Consider the following 18411-nt stretch of genomic DNA (forward strand, 5'->3'; position numbering starts at 1 on the left):
TCTAGGCATTGAATACTAAGCACATAACAAGGCAAGGCTGGCAATCCCCTTTGGGGCGTTATATTTTAAATTCATAGTGTAGGAGAACCCAATGGCTCATATCCCAGAAGAAGCACATGTTGTAGCCTACTATTTGGCAAAATTTCCAGATTCTTATAAAAATCTTGAGCCTAATAAAAATATGACGAATTTGCTTATTAGTTACTCTCGATTCTTTTCAATGCCAGACAGTTCATTGAAGAGACTTCGAGATGAATATGATGCCTTTTTCCCACATAGAGTTGGTTATAAAGGCGCAGAGAAGAGAGCATCTCGTGTAAAAGTTAATGATTCTCTTAAAAATCTAAGTGAAACTGAGCTACATGAAAAAGTATTGAATATTATAAATGAAGAGTCAGCTATATTACCTGAAATCGAAACAGACAATCCTTTGTGGGAAGGAAAAAGAATTCAAATTAAAGTTAATAAATTTGAAAGAAATCGATATGCACGTGCTGCATGTATTGAGCATCACGGATTAACATGTCAATGTTGTTTAAATAATATGGGTGAACTTTACGGGGCAATTGCTGAAGGTATTATTGAAATTCACCATATCAAACCTATTTCTGAAATTGGTATTGATTATCAAATTGACCCAATCAATGATTTAGTTCCACTTTGCCCTAATTGCCATAGGGTTATACATAAACGAAATCCACCGTATACAGTTGAAGAAGTGCAGTCAGCGCTTAAAAAATATAACAAGGCATTTAAAAGCGGGTTACGTTCCGCTTCGCTACACAAGTTTAGCAAGCTATTATCAGTGCCCGTTATCGGGGCGTTAGGCATAAAATAAACAATCAAAGGAAATTGAGATAATGAGCGAAAGCTGGGACGATTATGCTGACGGATGGGACAGCAATGAGGCTGTAATCTTATATTGCCACAAGGCTTATGAATCTTTATTAAATATTGTTGATTTAGATGGTCGCAAAGTACTGGACTTCGGTTGTGGCACAGGTCTCCTTACTGAGAGAATATCTGATCATGCAAGTGCAGTCGTGGCTATTGATCCCTCTAAGAAAATGATTTCAGTTCTTAGCGATAAACACCTCAAGAATGTACAGGTAATAAACGGTGAGCTTACCCAAGATTTGATCAGTAATGATGACGTTCTCCGTGATGGTTTCGATGTCATAGTCGCTTCATCTGCATTAGCCTTTGTTTCAGATTATCAAGAAACACTTAATCTGTTAAAACAGTTGCTAAGAAAGGGGGGATTTTTAGTTCAGTGGGACTGGTTAAAAGAAAATGATGAGCTAGGAATTGGCTTCTCAAAAGAACAGATTGAATTAGCACTGGAGCAAGCAGAATTCTCGAAATATACCACATCAATCCCATTTTCAATGGAAAGTTCTGATGGTTCAATGAATGTTGTCATGGGTGTGGCAGAGAATGCTTAACAAATTGCCGCACTCGGCAAATCACCCGCTACGTTCCTAATATTGTGGTGAGCAAGGCGTTACTAACGACAAGGGGATAAAGCGGCTGAATCAACTTCCTTTCGATGTTTTTCGTCATATTTGGTGTATTACCGTGTGTATTGTCAGGCTACTTTATGGCGATAAAGCAAAAACGCGGTTTAATTGCCATATGGAACGACGCCTGGTTATCAGATCCTGTTAAAGCGGCAAACGCTTTAGACTATTCTATGTTTCTTTGTGCAGCTATTTTATTATTTGCCTCGGTTAGCGTGGTTACTGAATTATTATTACTGTCTGAATTACAATGCTTTTTTATTGCTTTTGGTGTGGTGCTGGTTAGTGCCTTTGTGTATATTAATGTATCGACACCTACTGCTTGGCTGGTACGCTTTCCTCGCGAATTTAGTCACGCATTATCTGTCGATTATTAGGGCGGTATATTACTTGTAAAACATGGAGTCGGCTTCAACGATGGAAGTTAAAATTTTTACAAAGACCCTTAAATCTAAGCAAGGCTTCTGGCCTAGCTCAGAGAGTATTTCTGATTGTGGTTTAGAAGCAGAAATCAACCTTTGGTTGGCATCGCAGCCTAATATTGAAATCAAAAATATTACGCAGTCACAAAGTGGTGGTTCTTGGATGCCAGCAAAAATTGTTGTTACTGTTTGGTATCAAAAATAATATAACTGGCTAATAATGGCGAGCACGCAAAACTCAAGGCTTGCGCTGGTATGTTGCTAATTTTTGCCATGCATTTAAGTACTTCGTATTGGCGTACTATTTGCTCCCAAGCATATGTTATTCCGGCTCGTTTTCATTGTGTTACAACCCATCCTTATCATTAAATAAAAGAGATAATTCATGCGCTATTTTACAATTGTGATCCTGTTGATGTGCTATTTTTTCACAAATTTCGCAATAGCAAATAAAGATAATAGCAATATAGATTATGTCTCCGTTGGAGATGTTCCCAAGGCGACAATGGAAGAGATAAAGAAAACTGTTGATATACACCAGAGTCGCATAATTAACAATTTTAACGTAACTAATATGCCCGCTGTAACAGTAAAAATCTGGCAAGATCGAAATAAATTCGAGCTCGAATATGGAGATGATGCGGAATATGTACAAGGCTATGTTGTTCAAAGCGCTTGGGAAGCTCGATTCTTTAATGGCCGACCTGAATTAGGTTTGGGTGTTGTACATGAATACACTCACTTAGTAACACTAGCACTAAATCCGAGCTTTAATAACAACCCACGTTGGTTATGGGAGGCAACTGCTATTTATGAGTCAGGTCGGCCACCAATTCCAGATATATCAAGCCTGAAATGTTTTTCCGAAGAATCTTTTCCGACCTTAGAAAGCTTGGAAGTACATCCATTCAATATTTACAAGGTCGGCTACTTTTTGACTGACTTCATCGTTTCAAAATGGGGACAAGAGAGTTTAGTGAGATTGGTGGAGTCAAATGGCGACATTAAAGAAAGTTTAAAAACATCAGTCAATGATTTTGAAAAAATGTGGCTTTTATTTTTACGAGATAAGTACAAACTCAGTTATAGTGAATCGTCAGGTTCAGATTGCTAACTAATTTTGTTCACTGGATACATAACAAGCCCATCATGTCGTTCACAAGCTCACTAGGACAACAACTCTGTGGCTAGTGCTTTGCGCAGTTTAGCTACATTGTATTTGCTTCATATTGAGGTGTTATATGCAAAGGATACTCATGTTCAAACCAATAACTCTAAGTCTTTTTATGGTCACAAGCCTTATTTCGACAAACGCCCAAAGCGCGGACTGTGATATTTCTGGAATTTGGAATCACTCAGCTAAACCAGCAAAACTTTCCATCGATTTAAAGAAAGGTGAAATCTTTGTTTATTCCCACGAAAATAACTCTAAAGCAGTTGGTGCCGTGGTTATAAAAAGCCTTGCGTTAGATTCAACGACACTTCAGTGGAAGGCAAAAATGTACAGCGCTGCAGACGATTCTTTTGTTGACGTAAATATAATAGCGAACGCGTGTAGTCAATTAAATGTAAGTTATCGCGGTGAAGAAGTTTTAAGGTTAATAAGGTAAGTTTGCGAATAACAAGTAGCATGTAGGGCAAATGTTTTTTGGCTTTTATCACGACATTTCAAAGTGTCGCCAAGCATTGCTACCTTTTAGCTGCGGGTTAGAAAGTAATGCAAATTTTTGAGTGTTAGCACGATATGATCAATAAACTTGATAATTCGAATAATGAAATTGCCGAGCAAATTTTTAATGTCTTTCAAAGCTCTTATAACGTTGAAGCTCAACTTATTGGCACTCTAGAATTTCCTCCTCTTTCAAGGTGTAGCAAAGATATAGAATGTTCACTCACTCTATTTTATGGTTTTATTGTAAATGGGTACCTTGCTGGGGTAATCGAAATTGCGATCAGAGATAACCAACTAGAAATTGATAGCTTAACTGTTGCTCCACATTATTTTCGACAAGGCATTGCTGACAAATTGCTAAATTATGTTTTAGGCACATTTGAATTTACTAGGGCAATTGTAGAAACAGCGGTTGTAAACGAACCAGCGATTAGATTGTACAAGAAGCATGGCTTTGTTGAGTTTAAGCGGTGGATACCAGCGCATGGCATAGAAAAATTAGCGTTAGCTGTTGAAAACGCAATTTAATAAGCGTTGTCAGCAGAACTGATAAAGTCTGGCTCAGTTCTGCTTTATTACACAGTGACGCCTACCATTTATCTCTACTTAACGTTTGGTTATCTTTTAAAAGGGACATTATGCGCATTTTTCTCGTTTTATTTTCTTTTCTCTGCCTTTCAGGTTGTGTTGGTTTGGCAGTTGGGACATATGGAACCTTTGAATCACAAAAAGATAATTTTAATTTAACGGATAAACGCAACCAGCAAGGCTATGGTGAAAATACCTCGTATTCAAAAGAACACGTTATATCGCTTTGGGGAACACCCGATAACATAACGACTAAGGGTTCTTGTGACATCTTCTCATATCACGATGGGTATAACTGGTCTGGTGTTGGTGCATTTGTTGTAGTTGTACCAATCCCTCTCGTTATACCTAGCGGAGCAGACGAAACTAAAATTTATTTTAAAAATAATCAAAGTGTAAAGCTCGTTTCTGAATATGGCGAAATCACAGGGATGTTTGGATATATGTGTGGCAGTAATGAATGTGGCTTCAAATCAGGAGCCGTAAATACAGATAAACCACGAACGGTGCCGGTTACTTGGTGTGAGTAATTGCAGTATAACAAGCCAACAACGGTGGGATTGCTCTAGGTTAGCTGATTGCCGCGTCGCGTAACATTTTAGCCAAATGACACTCACCGCCCAAGGCGATGTTAATAGCCCACAGGGTCGGTTAGTCTTAAACTGTCGGGTAAATGTCGGATAAAATTCGTAACCGACAATGAGTAAACCAGGGAATAATCTTGATTCTTAAGTACAGAGGTAAACTTAATGATTCTTAAAGAACTACGTATTAGCAATCATCTTTCACAAGAGCAATTAGCTCAAATGTCTGGATTAAATGTTCGAACAATTCAGCGGATTGAAAGTGGCCACAATGCAAGCTTAGAATCGCTTAAATGTCTTGCTTCTGCGCTTGAGGTTGATGTATCAACTTTGAATCAGGAGAAATATACGATGGATAAAAAATCAGATAACTGGAAAGCGTTACCTTTCATATTAAAATGTTGGTTTGTGTTTAACTTTTTACAAGCTCGACCTACGAGGCAGTCAGCACGTCGAATTGAGGTTATCGGACATGTAAGCGGCTTTATTTTTTGTTGTTTAGGTCTTGTAAATGAAGCAGCCTTAGTGGGCGGTTTAATCATGCTTTCAACAGCTTATTTATACCATTGGCTTAAATATCAGGGAGATAAATATGGCATTTGGTATGAACATGAATCGGTAAATAACAGTTAACGAGCGAATCAAGCGGGACCGATAACGGTTATCTTGGTTCCGCTTTGCGTCACATTTCAGTAAACTGTTAACTAGCCCGTTGTTGCGGCTTTCGCATCATAAGGCCACCCATACTAGATGCTAAAAACAAGTCTAGTTTGGCATGTTTGCGTCGTTCTATGACATGTCTATTTAGTTGATTAATAATCGATTAGTGTTGTGTCTCGCTATGGTTGGATATGAACTATTTTATTCTTTGCTATTGCTAATTAGCATCCGTCCACGTGATGCAACGACGTTGCTTCTTTTCATTTTTCGCAAACTTCTTTAAGCAACCCATAATGCCGAAGTACTCGTTGGAAACCTTACGATACTAGCCGTTTATAAACGTTAGCTAGCGCTTTCACATAGCTGATGGCACGGGTTTTATATCGGCACGAATCCTTCCAAGGCATTGCGCTAAACACCAACCCTGACGGGCGTTGGCCGTAATAACAGTGGATAAAAAAACTAATAGGTATTAAAATAGCGCAGATTTATAATATGCAATTGATATGTGTGTAATTTTTGTACGGAAATGTAATTACCTCAAGTCCGTCAAAAGCCATACATCAATCTAATACAGGATAAAAAATATGAGCGCCACACCAAAACCTACGTATCGTCGAATTTTGTTAAAACTTAGTGGTGAAGCCTTAATGGGTGATGAAGGCTTTGGTATTGATCCAAAAATCCTTGATCGCATGGCTTCTGAAATTAAAGAGCTAGTGGAAATGGGCGTTCAAGTTGGTCTGGTTATCGGTGGTGGTAACTTGTTCCGCGGTGCGGGCCTTGCAGCAGCAGGTATGAACCGTGTTGTTGGCGACCAAATGGGTATGTTAGCAACGGTAATGAACGGCTTAGCGATGCGTGATGCGTTGCATCGTGCGTTTGTAAACGCACGCTTAATGTCAGCCATTGACTTACAAGGTGTATGTGACGGTTACAACTGGGCTGAAGCGATTAGCTTATTAAAATCTGGCCGTGTTGTTATTTTCTCAGCCGGTACAGGTAACCCATTCTTCACAACAGACTCTGCTGCATGTCTACGTGGCATTGAAATTGAAGCGGACGCCGTATTTAAAGGCACGAAAGTCGATGGCATTTACTCGGCTGACCCTGTGTCAAACCCTGACGCTGAATTGTACTCACAGTTAACGTATGGTGAAGTGCTAGAGAAAGAGCTTAAAGTAATGGATCTTGCAGCATTTACGTTGGCGCGTGATCACTCTATGCCGGTTCGTGTATTTAACATGAACAAAGAAGGCGCATTAAAATCAATCGTTTTAGGTAGCGAAGAAGGTACCTTAATCGATCATGCTGAGAATTTAAGCAAGTAATGCTTAGCATTACATCAAAACAAATTTACTAAGATACAAGGAAATTATTGTGATCAACGACATTCAAAACGACGCTCGTACCCGTATGGGCAAAAGCATCGACGCGTTAAAAGTAAGCCTTAACAAAATCCGTACCGGTCGTGCGCACGCATCATTACTTGACAATATCACGGTTGATTATTACGGTGTAGCTACGCCATTAAATCAAGTGGGTAACATTGCTACCCCTGATGCACGCACAATCGCCATTACCGTTTTTGATAAAGGCATGATCAGCGCTGTTGAAAAAGCGATTATGGCATCGGATTTGGGCCTAAACCCTTCATCACAAGGTACCTTAATTCGTATTCCATTACCTCCATTAACAGAAGAACGTCGCCGTGATCTTGTTAAAGTGGTTGGTGGTGAAATTGAAGGCGGTAAAATTGCCATTCGTAACATTCGTCGTGATGCTAACTCAGACATCAAAACACTGAACAAAGAGAAAGAAATCAGTGATGATGAAGCGCGCCAAGCAGAAGATGAAATTCAAAAGATTACTAATGAATTCATCAAGCAAGCTGACGAATTAGCAGCCGCAAAAGAAAAAGAGCTGATGGAAATCTAATTTCCCAGCAGAGAAAAGCCGTAGACTTATCTGTAGGGTGGACACCACCATTAAGTTTACGGCCTTTTTGCTAAATGGAACCGACGTGATAACAACGAATAATAATAGCCAGGTAACTCAGGCACTTCCGCAACATGTCGCTATCATCATGGATGGTAATGGCCGATGGGCACAACATCAGGGTAAACCTCGTGTTGCAGGTCATAAAGCGGGGGTTGAATCGGTGCGCGATTGCGTCCGCACGGCACGAGAAAAAGGTGTTAAAGCGCTTACCTTATTCGCCTTTAGCTCTGAAAACTGGATGCGACCAGAAGACGAAGTTAGCGTGCTTATGGAATTATTTATGTTTGTGTTAACCCGAGAGGTTAAACGCTTACATAAAAATAATATTCGGTTTCAATTGATTGGCGATAAGACTCGCTTTTCAAGCAAACTACAACAAAAGATTGTAGATGCAGAGCAACTAACCAAAAATAATGATGCTATGGTGCTATCCGTTGCAGCCAACTATGGTGGGCGCTGGGATATTGCACAAGCAACAAAGAAAATTGCTCAAAGCGCCCTAAATGGGGAAGTAAACATACAAGATATTGATGAGCAGTTACTTGGTCAACATATCTGCTTAGCAGATTTACCTGAGCTGGATTTACTTATCCGCACAGGTGGTGATTATCGCATAAGTAATTTTTTGCTTTGGCAAGCAGCTTATGCTGAGTTTTATTTTACTGAAACGTTGTGGCCTGACTTTAACGAAAAGGCGTTTACCGAAGCGTTAATGTCTTTTGGTAATCGAGAGCGCCGCTTTGGTAAAACAGGCGATCAAGTAAAAGCGGAAAATCAGAAAAAGGACTAACGTTTGTTAAAGCAACGTATTATAACAGCAGTGATTTTAGCGCCTTTGGCGATCGCTGCCATATTCTTCTTATCGTTACAAAACTTTGCCGCGGTATTGGCGGTTGTGTTAGCTATCGGCGCCTGGGAATGGGGCCCGTTAATGGGCTTTGATACAAAACGTCGCCGTATTGGTTTTGTTTCAGCGTTATTACTGACAATTGCTGGCATGTGGTATTTGATGCCACCAACAGCCATTTGGACCACATCAGGGCATGTTATGTCGGGTGTTGTCATTACCATGATGATATCTGCTGTATGGTGGTTGATGAGTTTGTTGATGATCTTCAAATATCCTAAGCACTCGCAATTTTGGACTTCGCACCGCAGTATTCGCGGTATTTTCGGTTTACTAACACTTGCGCCAACTTGGCTAGCTTTTGTGACATTGCGTGGTCATGAGTACAACATTGACACCTATCATGGTAGCCAGCTTATTATGTTCTTATTTGCATTAGTGTGGAGTGCAGACATTGGTGCATACTTTACCGGTAAGCGTTTTGGCAAAAATAAATTGATGCCAAATGTCAGCCCAGGAAAAACCATTGAAGGCTTCTTAGGTGGTATGGCGTGTGCTGCTATGGTCGCTGTGATTACTGGTTTGGTTTTAACTGTTAGCAGTGAGCAATTAATCAAGATTATTATATTAGCGGTTGTTGTTAGTATTGTTTCGGTTATTGGTGACTTAACGGAAAGCATGCTTAAGCGTCAAGCCGGTGTGAAAGACAGTGGTCGTATCTTGCCGGGTCACGGTGGTGTATTAGATCGTATTGACAGCTTAACCGCCACAGCACCTATATTTACACTTTGTCTTATCTTGTTTACTTGGTAATTTTGCTATGCAGGGCTTATCTGTTTTAGGGGCTACCGGCTCTATTGGCTTGAGTACGTTAGATGTTGTTCGTCGCCATCCCGATAAATATCGCGTTGTCAGCTTAAGTGCCAATCAACGGGTTGAGCAAATGCATGCATTATGTACTGAGTTTAAGCCGAAAACGGTTGTTATGGTCGATTCTCAAGCCGCTGAGCAATTGAAGTTGCTTTTGATGGCCAGTGGCGATCATACAACTCAGGTGTTACAGGGCGAGCATGCGCTTATCGGCTTAGTACAAGACCCAGCAATTGATATTGTTATGGCAGCGATTGTTGGTGCGTCGGGTATGCTACCAACACTTGAAGCGGTTAAGGCCGACAAGAAAGTGTTGCTAGCTAATAAAGAAGCCTTGGTTACATCGGGACAGATTTTTATTGATGCGTTGCGTCAATCTAAGGCGATTTTGCTACCAATTGATAGCGAACATAATGCTATTTTTCAATGCCTGCCACAGGCAATGCAAGATGGTATCGGCGATGCTCATATTACCGATAACGGTATTAGTAAAATCTTGCTGACAGGATCTGGCGGCCCATTTCGTAACTACCCATTAGAGCACTTTTCAGATATCACACCTGAACAAGCCATTGCTCATCCAAACTGGGATATGGGCAAGAAAATTTCCGTTGACTCTGCCACAATGATGAATAAAGGCTTAGAGTTCATTGAAGCCAAATGGTTGTTTAACTTACAGCCCGATGATATCCAGGTGATCCTTCATCCACAGTCAACCATTCACTCAATGGTTCAATACAAAGATGGCTCGGTATTAGCGCAGTTGGGCAACCCGGACATGCGCACGCCAATCGCCCACGCTATGGCTTATCCTGAGCGTATTGATGCTGGGGTTGAGCCGTTCGACTTTTTTAACTGTAAAAACTTTGAATTTGCACAGCCTGATTTCGAGCGTTATCCTAACCTCAAGTTGGCGATTGATGCATGTAAGGCTGGGCAAGCGGCATGTACAGCACTTAATGCCGCCAATGAAGTGTCAGTGCAAGCATTTTTAGACGAGCAAATTAAGTTCACAGATATTGCAGCTGTTAATGAATATGTCATGTTGCAATTTATCGCATCTGATGCGAATACCCTAGATGATATTATTCGTTTAGATAAAGCTGCCCGCGAGCAAACGGTTAGCTATGTTAGGCAAATGGAGACGACCCCTTAATGTTTGAATTTCTCTGGAATCTTGGCTCATTTATTGTTGCCCTAGGTTTATTGATCACGGTTCATGAATTTGGCCACTTTTGGGTGGCACGAAAATGCGGGGTCAAAGTAGAGAGATTCTCGGTTGGTTTTGGCAAAACTCTATTTCGCACCCATGATAAACAAGGCACTGAATACGTTATTGCCCTGATCCCGTTGGGCGGTTACGTGAAAATGCTCGATGAGCGTGTCGATGATGTTGCCGAGCAAGACAAGTCGTATGCGTTTAATAATAAGTCGGTACTGCAACGTATTGCCATTGTTGCAGCAGGACCTATTGCTAACTTCTTATTCGCGATTTTTGCCTTTTATTTGATGTTGCTTATAGGCAAAACCGAAGTGAAGCCTATTATCGGTGAGGTTCAACAACACTCCATTGCCGCCCAAGCAGGCTTACAGCAGGGCAGCGAAATCATTGCAATAAATGGTAATAAAACGCCAGAGTGGCAGGCTGTTAATATGGCCTTGGTTAGTCAAATCGGTAGCGAGCAAATCATTATTGAAGCGCGTCAAGCAGATACTACCTATATAAAAGAGCATCGATTAGATACGCGCAACTGGCAATTTGAGCCGAGTGAAACCTCAGCAATGTCTAGTTTAGGGTTCCAACCATATCGCCCACAAATTTTACCTATTATCGGTCAAACCGTGCCAGGTGAAGCCGCAGCACAAGCTGGCCTTGTTAAAGGCGATGAAATTATTGCCATCGACAACACTAAAATTAATGGTAATTGGCAACAATTTGTGGATACTATTGTGGCTAATCCCAATAAAACACTCAATATCAGTTATATTCGCAATGGCGAAATTCAAACGATTGATATGTTAGTGGGAACTCGACAACAAAACGATGGTCGTATAGAGGGTTACGCAGGTATTGCTGCAACATTAGAGCCATATCCCGAGAGTTATGTGTTTTTATTGCAATATGGTCCACTCGAAGCAATCGCAGAAGCCAGCGCTCGAACTTGGGAGCTTATTGATTTAAGTGTAGCCATGTTAGGCAAATTGCTCACTGGTGATGTTAGTGTCAACAACCTAAGCGGGCCTATCGCCATCGCTCAAGGTGCAGGAACGAGCGCAGGGGTTGGCTTAGTATACTTTCTTAGCTTTTTAGCTTTGATAAGTGTTAACCTTGGCATAATTAATTTATTGCCTTTGCCTATTCTTGATGGTGGGCATTTACTGTATTACACAGTGGAGTTAATAACAGGTAAGCCGGTACCAGAAAAAGTACAAGAAGTAGGGTTTAAGATAGGCGCCCTTATTTTATTAACGTTAATGAGTATTGCTATATTTAATGACGTTTCCCGGCTTTAACAAGACGGCATAAGCCGCATAATATGAAAAGTTGAACAATCCATGATAATAAAAAAACTCGCCTTAGCAGTATTATTGGGCAGCGTTGGTGGACAGGCTGTTGCCGCCAATGAGTTTGTCGTAGACGATATCGAAATTAAAGGTTTGCAACGAGTTGCGCTCGGTGCAGCATTGACTCACATTCCTGTCACTGTAGGTGACGAATTAAATGACTTCCGTATTTCTCAGTCAATCAAGTCGCTGTATGCGTCTGGTCACTTTCACGATATCAAAGCCTTCCGTGACGGCAATAAGCTGATCTTCCGTGTTAAAGAACGAGAAACTATTTCAGAAATCATTTTTGATGGTAACGATGACATCAAAGATGAACAATTACAGGAAAGCCTTGACGGCTCAAATATCCGCGTTGGTGAAACACTTGATCGTTCAGTATTAACGGGTATTGAAACAGGTTTAGAAGACTTTTATCACAGTGTGGGTAAATACAACGCCAAAGTTACCACCAAAATTGCCCATTTACCGCGTAATCGCATTAATTTGACCTTTGAGTTTGATGAAGGTGATGCGGCAAAAATTGAGCAAATTAACATTGTTGGTAACGAGCTTTACTCTGATGCCGAACTGTTAAATAAAGTCGAGTTAACCTACGACTCGCCGTGGTGGAACTTCATGGCGCAAGACAGGTATCAAAAGCAAACCTTGCAAGGCGATATGGAGACTATCGAGAGTCATTACCTTGATCGTGGTTATTTACGCTTTAACATCGATTCTACTCAAGTATCGATGACGCCGGACAAAGAGGGGGTTTATATCACCCTTAATGTCAGCGAAGGTGAACAATATAAGGTGAGCGAGATTGAATTTATTGGTGATATGGCAGGTTATGAAAAAACCATTGAAGCTATTTCGCCCCTACAAGTGGATGCCTTATATAACGCGGCTGAAGTGACGTACACTGAAGAGCTAATCAGTAAGTTTCTTGGTCGTTTTGGTTATGCTTACCCGCAGGTACAAACCGGTACAGAAATTAATGATGACGATAATACGGTTAAGTTGATTGTCTCGGTTGATCCTGGTAAACGTGTATACGTAAACCGTATTAACTTTTTAGGCAATAATGCGACCTCAGAAGAAGTCCTGCGTCGCGAAATGCGTCAAATGGAAGGCTCATGGTTGTCGAATAATTGGCTTGAAGGATCAAAGGTTCGTATTCAGCGTTTACCATATTTTGAAACGGTTGAGTTTGAAACCAAACCGGTGCCAGGCGAAGACGACTTAGTTGATGTTGATTTTACCGTGAAAGAGCAACCATCTGGCTCATTTAGTGCGGGTATCGGTTATGGCTCATACTCAGGTTTAAGTTTAAACGCTGGTATTCAACAAAATAACTTTCTCGGCACGGGTAACAGTTTAGGTTTCCAAGTCAACACCATGCGCTTCCAAAAAAGCGCTAATATTTCATATACTAACCCGTATTGGACGATAGATGGTGTTTCGCTAGGTGGCAGTATATTTTACAACGAGTTTGATGCAGGCCAAGCGAATCTTGTTAATTATAATCAAACCTCATACGGTGCATCATTAAACGTAGGCTACCCAATAAACGAGTATGTGCGCGTTAATTTTGGTGGTGGTTATAAGAGTTCTGATATCTCTAACTTACAAACCTATGAACAAATTAAATCGTTTAACGATATCTATAAGGATCCTAATAATCCTGATGCAACGTTAAACTTTGAAACGTTCGATGTAAATGCAGCGATTTCTCGTATCACCTTAAACCGTGGTACCTTTCCAACGGCAGGTTCATCGCAAATTTTATCGGGTAAGTTTACCTTCCCGGAAGTTTCAGATGTTGAGTACTTTAAAGTTAAATACGACAGTAAGTATTATTTCCCGTTATCACGCGATCATCGCTGGACTGTGTTAGCTCGCTTTGAGGCAGGCTATGCCAATGGTTATGGTACCTTTAATGGTAATGATCAACTATTACCGTTTTGGGAGAACTTCCGTGCCGGTGGTGCGACGACATTACGTGGTTTCGAAAATAATACCGTAGGTCCACGAGCCATTTATCGTTACCCAAGCCAAAGCCCTGGTTTGCCGGGCGAAGGTAATGAAGTGAGCCCATCTGATCAAGATGCCGTGGTTATTTCACGACGCAGTGTTGGTGGTAATGCCATGGTTATTGGTGGCCTAGAATTGATTGTGCCAACGCCATTCTTAGATGAAGGCTACACAAACTCAGTTCGTACCAGTTTCTTCGTTGATGCAGGTAACGTTTGGGATACCGAATTTGACCTAAACGATTACAGCTCATTAGATCCTCGTGAATTCGCTAAACTGTCTGATTATTCAGATCCGGGTCGTATTCGCGCGTCTGCGGGCATGTCAATTCAGTGGTTATCGCCAATGGGGCCGATGATTTTCAACTTTGCCAAAACATTAGGCAGTGAACAAGGTGATGAAACCGAATTCTTCAGTTTCAACATTGGTAAAACATTCTAACGAATACATCAGGCGGCCAAGATCGCCGGTAAATAAATTATAATTTAGGAGATTAGTGTGAAAACTTTTATTAAATCTGTGGCGTTGACCGCCGTTGCTTCAAGTATGATGATGGCATCTTCAGTAAACGCTGCAGAGCAAAAAATTGGTGTTGTTAATGTTCAGCAAGTTGTGGCGCAATTACCACAAATGGCTGACATTCAAGCGAAAATTACTAGCGAATTTAAAGACCAAGTAGATGGTTTGAAAAAGCTTGAAGGTGACATTAAATATAAGCTTGAAAAGCGCCAACGTGATGAAGCCATTTTAAGCAAGAAAGAAATCGAAGCGCTTGAAAAAGAAATCGTAGAGTTGCGTCAACAGTACGCAGGTCAAGCGCAACCATTGCAACAACAACTAAAACGTCGCGAGCAAGAAGAACAGCAAAAAATCTTAATGTTAGTGAAAGATGCTGTTGATGCGGTAGCTGCGAAAGAAGGCTACGACCTAATTATTCAGCAATCAGCGGTAGCGTTTTCTAAGCAAGATTTAGATATTTCCGCTAAAGTTGTAGAGCACGCAGCGAAAAAATAAACATTTTTTATGATTACATTAGGTGATTTAGCCAAGCAACTTGGCGGTCGTGTCGAGGGAGATGAGTCTTGCCAGATTCACTCCCTTGCTACATTAACAGAGGCGAAATCTGGGCAAATTGCATTCCTTGCTAATGCCAAATATCGTCAATATCTTGAACAAACTCAAGCGAGTGCCGTTATTGTTTCAGAGGCACATGCTAAGTTTTGTAAAACCAATGCATTGATCCTTGGCAACCCTTATCTTGGCTTTGCGATGGTGGCACAATTGCTTGATACCACGCCAAAAGCTGCCGATGATATCGCACCATCTGCGGTAATAGCAGACGATGTTGTGCTTGGCGAAGGTGTTTGTATTGGTGCAAATGCGGTAATTGAGCAGGGTGCAGAGCTCGCGGATAACGTTGTTATAGGTGCTAATTGCTTTGTTGGTAAACAAGCAAAGATTGGTGCCAACAGCCAGTTATGGGCAAATGTCAGTGTCTATCATCGTGTTGAAATTGGCCAGGACTGCTTAGTGCAAGCCAATGCGGTTATTGGTAGTGATGGCTTTGGCTATGCTAACGATAAAGGACAATGGATTAAAATCCCACAGCTAGGAACCGTTATCATTGGTGATAACGTCGAAATTGGTGCTTCGACCACCATCGATCGTGGCGCCTTAGAAAATACGGTTATTGGTGATAATTGTATCATCGATAATCAGGTGCAAATTGCGCATAACGTACAATTAGGTGCAGGTACCGCTATCGCAGGTTGTAGTGTCATAGCTGGTAGCACGAAAATTGGTAAGCACTGTATTATTGCAGGTTTAGTTGGGGTTAATGGCCATATTGAAGTGGCCGACCGCACGACATTGACCGGCATGACAATGGTGACTAAGGCCATTAAAGAGCCTGGTGGCGTATACTCTTCAGGTTTGCCAGCGTTAGAAAATAGAGAATGGCGTCGTAACACTAGCCGTTATAAACATTTAGATGGTATGTACAAGCGTATGCAAGAGCTTGAACGTGTCATCGAAGAACTAAAAGACAATCAATAGTAGCCACCAAGTGTGGTGTTTATTTGCAAGGAATGAGTTTTGGAACAGTCCAAAAATGTCATTGACATAGAAGAAATTCAAACCCTAATCCCGCATCGTTATCCGTTTTTATTAGTGGATAAGGTGCTTGATTATGTACCTGGTAAATCGATTCACGCGATAAAAAATGTGTCTGTGAATGAGCCGGTATTTCAAGGTCACTTCCCTGGTTATAAGATTTTTCCTGGGGTGATGATCTTAGAAGCGATGGCACAAGCCAGCGGCGTACTAGGTTTTAAATCGGTCGAAGGCGAAGATGGGGAAATGTTCTTATTTGCGGGCATTGATAATGCGCGTTTTAAAAGCCCTGTCGTCCCTGGTGATACGATGCATATCCACATTGAGTTTGTTAAAGAGCGTCGTGGTATGTGGAAATTTGCTGCAACAGCAAAAGTAGACGATAAAGTGGTTTGTTCAGCCGATCTTATGTGTGCACGAAAAGGTATTTAATAGGATGATTCATCCGCAAGCGATTGTAGAGCCGGGCGCTAAGCTTGGCAAAAACGTTACTGTTGGTCCATTTGCCTATATTGGTAATGATGTCGTTATTGGCGACGATTGTGTTATTCATTCCCATGCCGTTGTAAAAGGTCCAACGACCATGGGCAAGGGCAATGTCATCTTCCAATTTGCCTCGGTAGGGGAAGAGTGCCAAGATAAAAAATACGCAGGCGAGCCTACTCGACTGGAAATTGGCGATGATAACGTTTTCCGAGAGGGGTGTACGATTCATCGTGGAACTATCCAAGACAACTCGGTAACCATCATAGGCAACGATAACTTATTTATGGCTGGTTCGCATGTTGCTCATGATGTCATTATTGGCAGTCACGGTATCTTTGCTAACCACTGTAGCTTAGCTGGTCACTGTAAAGTGGGTGACTGGGTTATCTTTGGTGGCATGTCAGGTGCACACCAATTTACTCAAATTGGCTCGCATGCCTTTATTGGTGGTGGCGGTATTGTGTTGCGTGATATTCCTCCTTATGTGATGGCATCTGGCCATCCAGCTAAGCCGTTTGGTTTAAATAGTGAAGGCCTAAAGCGTCGTGGTTTTGATAAACAAGCGATCCTTGAGGTTAAGCGAGCGTATAAAGAGGTTTACCGTAAAGGGCTGACGATTGCTGAAGCCAGTGACGCCCTAGCCGATGTCGCTAGCCGTGTACCTGAAGTGAAGCATTTCATCGATTTTATCGTTAATTCACCTCGAGGCATTGCTCGATAGTAATGGAACAATCACCAGTATTTGCGATTGTTGTTGGTGAGCACTCAGGGGATACTCTGGGTGCAGGCTTGATGCAGTCACTGCAACAACGTTTCCCTAATGCGCGCTTTGTTGGCATTGGCGGGCCGAAGATGCTCGCGCTTGGCTTTGATAGTTTATTTGCCATGGAAGAGTTAGCGGTCATGGGCATTGTTGAGGTGCTGGGCCGACTAAGACGATTACTTCATGTCCGCAAGGAGTTGGTGGATTACTTTAGTGCGAATAAGCCTGACGTTTTTATCGGCATCGATGCGCCAGATTTTAACCTTGGGCTTGAGCTGAAGTTAAAACAACAAGGCATTAAAACGGTTCATTATGTTAGTCCATCGGTTTGGGCGTGGCGTGAAAAACGTATTTTCAAAATTGATAAAGCCACCGATATGGTGCTGTCTTTATTGCCTTTTGAAAAAGAGTTTTACGACAAACATCAGGTGGCCTGTACCTTTGTTGGTCATCCACTGGCGGATCAAATACCATTGCATAGTTCACCCACCGAGGCTCGTCAAAAACTTGGCCTTGATGTGAGCAGTAAATATCTGGCAATTATGCCAGGTTCACGTGGTAGTGAATTAACTATGTTGTTGCCGGACTTTCTTGAAACAGCGCGAGTTTTACAAAAGCGACACCCTGAGTTGAAGTTAATCGCGCCAGTGATTAACGATATTCGTCAGCAACAGTTTCAGCAGATTTGGCAGCAATATGCACCAGAACTAACCATTGATGTTGTCGTTAATGACACGCAAACGGTAATGGCCGCCAGTGATTGTTTGCTTACTGCCTCTGGAACGGTCACTTTAGAAGGTGCGCTGATCAAACGTCCGATGGTCGTTGCTTATAAGTTTAATTGGTTGACGGCAATCATTGGTCGCATTATGGTCAAGCTAGAGTGGTTTTCATTACCAAACTTATTGGCCAAAAAAGCTTTAGTACCAGAACTCTTGCAAGAACAAGTCACCCCTGATAACTTGGCAACACAAGTTGAACCTTTGTTGTATCAAGATCAACAGGCGTTAGTCGATGAATTTACCAAAATTCATCACATGCTCAAGCAAGATGCTAGTGAAAAAGCGGCTAAAGCTGTTATCGAGCTGATGGCTTAGTAGCGAGTGATGGGCAATGGTTATTCTACCGTTGCCCTTTTGATTAACGAATTTGTTAATATCTCAATATTGGTTTAATTATACCAAGCGCATTAAATGATCGCTCATTTTGTAAAGACATAAATTTACCTGTTAGTTGTTGATAAACCCCATTTTATCTGCTTGAAATTTAATGAATATAGAATCACTATACCCATCAAATTTCACT

21 protein-coding genes are annotated in these 18411 nt (G+C 41.4%); all 21 read left to right on the forward strand.

From position 1 onward, the window contains the following. Nucleotides 1–91 precede the first annotated feature (91 nt). The 21 genes from ACAX20_RS04945 (at nt 92) to lpxB (ending at nt 18203) form a co-directional block, all read left to right on the forward strand. Nucleotides 92–838, forward strand: a complete 747-nt coding sequence (locus ACAX20_RS04945) for an HNH endonuclease (protein WP_371189006.1) — start codon at nt 92–94, stop codon at nt 836–838. A 22-nt stretch (nt 839–860) separates the two neighbouring features. Further along, on the forward strand, nt 861–1445 hold the full coding sequence (locus ACAX20_RS04950) for a class I SAM-dependent methyltransferase (protein WP_371189007.1): 585 nt from the start codon (nt 861–863) through the stop codon (nt 1443–1445). Nucleotides 1446–1549: 104 nt separating this feature from the next. Beyond that, on the forward strand, nt 1550–1897 hold the full coding sequence (locus tag ACAX20_RS04955) for a hypothetical protein (RefSeq protein ID WP_371189008.1): 348 nt from the start codon (nt 1550–1552) through the stop codon (nt 1895–1897). Between the two features lie 40 nt (nt 1898–1937). Then, a complete protein-coding gene (locus tag ACAX20_RS04960; RefSeq protein WP_371189009.1) occupies nt 1938–2147 on the forward strand; it encodes a hypothetical protein in 210 nt (69 codons plus the stop codon). A gap of 180 nt (nt 2148–2327) precedes the next feature. Continuing rightward, complete coding sequence (locus ACAX20_RS04965) at nt 2328–3056, forward strand: hypothetical protein (RefSeq protein ID WP_371189010.1); 729 nt, start codon at nt 2328–2330, stop codon at nt 3054–3056. Between the two features lie 142 nt (nt 3057–3198). Beyond that, nucleotides 3199–3552, forward strand: coding sequence for a hypothetical protein (locus ACAX20_RS04970; protein WP_371189011.1), 354 nt, complete (start codon nt 3199–3201; stop codon nt 3550–3552). Nucleotides 3553–3686: 134 nt separating this feature from the next. Further along, nucleotides 3687–4142: a GNAT family N-acetyltransferase gene (locus ACAX20_RS04975; RefSeq protein WP_371189012.1), complete on the forward strand. Its 456-nt coding sequence runs from the start codon at nt 3687–3689 to the stop codon at nt 4140–4142. 110 nt (nt 4143–4252) lie between these two features. Beyond that, nucleotides 4253–4732, forward strand: coding sequence for a hypothetical protein (locus ACAX20_RS04980; RefSeq protein WP_371189013.1), 480 nt, complete (start codon nt 4253–4255; stop codon nt 4730–4732). A gap of 219 nt (nt 4733–4951) precedes the next feature. Then, complete coding sequence (locus ACAX20_RS04985) at nt 4952–5419, forward strand: helix-turn-helix domain-containing protein (RefSeq protein WP_371189014.1); 468 nt, start codon at nt 4952–4954, stop codon at nt 5417–5419. A gap of 614 nt (nt 5420–6033) precedes the next feature. Then, nucleotides 6034–6777, forward strand: coding sequence for a UMP kinase (gene pyrH, locus ACAX20_RS04990; protein WP_371189015.1), 744 nt, complete (start codon nt 6034–6036; stop codon nt 6775–6777). Nucleotides 6778–6862: 85 nt separating this feature from the next. Further along, the gene (gene frr, locus ACAX20_RS04995) at nt 6863–7384 is read left to right on the forward strand and encodes a ribosome recycling factor (protein WP_371189584.1); all 522 of its coding nucleotides are present in this window, start codon (nt 6863–6865) and stop codon (nt 7382–7384) included. Between the two features lie 49 nt (nt 7385–7433). Beyond that, nucleotides 7434–8237: a polyprenyl diphosphate synthase gene (gene uppS / locus ACAX20_RS05000; protein WP_371189585.1), complete on the forward strand. Its 804-nt coding sequence runs from the start codon at nt 7434–7436 to the stop codon at nt 8235–8237. Between the two features lie 3 nt (nt 8238–8240). Continuing rightward, entirely contained in the window at nt 8241–9107 is an 867-nt protein-coding gene (locus ACAX20_RS05005; protein ID WP_371189016.1) for a CDP-archaeol synthase, read from the forward strand. 7 nt (nt 9108–9114) lie between these two features. After that, nucleotides 9115–10320 carry a 1-deoxy-D-xylulose-5-phosphate reductoisomerase gene (gene ispC, locus ACAX20_RS05010; protein ID WP_371189017.1) on the forward strand — a complete coding sequence of 402 codons (1206 nt, stop codon included), beginning with the start codon at nt 9115–9117 and terminating at the stop codon, nt 10318–10320. Then, on the forward strand, nt 10320–11678 hold the full coding sequence (gene rseP / locus ACAX20_RS05015) for a sigma E protease regulator RseP (RefSeq protein WP_371189018.1): 1359 nt from the start codon (nt 10320–10322) through the stop codon (nt 11676–11678). Before ispC ends, rseP begins: the two co-directional genes overlap by 1 nt. A 42-nt stretch (nt 11679–11720) precedes the next feature. Then, a complete protein-coding gene (gene bamA / locus ACAX20_RS05020) occupies nt 11721–14186 on the forward strand; it encodes an outer membrane protein assembly factor BamA (RefSeq protein WP_371189019.1) in 2466 nt (821 codons plus the stop codon). A 57-nt stretch (nt 14187–14243) separates the two neighbouring features. After that, nucleotides 14244–14759, forward strand: coding sequence for an OmpH family outer membrane protein (locus tag ACAX20_RS05025; RefSeq protein ID WP_371189020.1), 516 nt, complete (start codon nt 14244–14246; stop codon nt 14757–14759). Between the two features lie 9 nt (nt 14760–14768). Continuing rightward, nucleotides 14769–15800: a UDP-3-O-(3-hydroxymyristoyl)glucosamine N-acyltransferase gene (gene lpxD / locus ACAX20_RS05030; RefSeq protein ID WP_371189021.1), complete on the forward strand. Its 1032-nt coding sequence runs from the start codon at nt 14769–14771 to the stop codon at nt 15798–15800. Between the two features lie 39 nt (nt 15801–15839). Then, the gene (fabZ, locus tag ACAX20_RS05035; protein ID WP_371189022.1) at nt 15840–16289 is read left to right on the forward strand and encodes a 3-hydroxyacyl-ACP dehydratase FabZ; all 450 of its coding nucleotides are present in this window, start codon (nt 15840–15842) and stop codon (nt 16287–16289) included. A 4-nt stretch (nt 16290–16293) separates the two neighbouring features. Continuing rightward, a complete protein-coding gene (gene lpxA / locus ACAX20_RS05040; RefSeq protein WP_371189023.1) occupies nt 16294–17064 on the forward strand; it encodes an acyl-ACP--UDP-N-acetylglucosamine O-acyltransferase in 771 nt (256 codons plus the stop codon). Nucleotides 17065–17066: 2 nt separating this feature from the next. Continuing rightward, the gene (lpxB, locus tag ACAX20_RS05045; RefSeq protein WP_371189024.1) at nt 17067–18203 is read left to right on the forward strand and encodes a lipid-A-disaccharide synthase; all 1137 of its coding nucleotides are present in this window, start codon (nt 17067–17069) and stop codon (nt 18201–18203) included. Nucleotides 18204–18411: the final 208 nt, after the last annotated feature.

This window comes from Thalassotalea sp. Sam97 (genome assembly GCF_041379765.1).
Taxonomy (GTDB): domain Bacteria; phylum Pseudomonadota; class Gammaproteobacteria; order Enterobacterales; family Alteromonadaceae; genus Thalassotalea_A; species Thalassotalea_A maritima.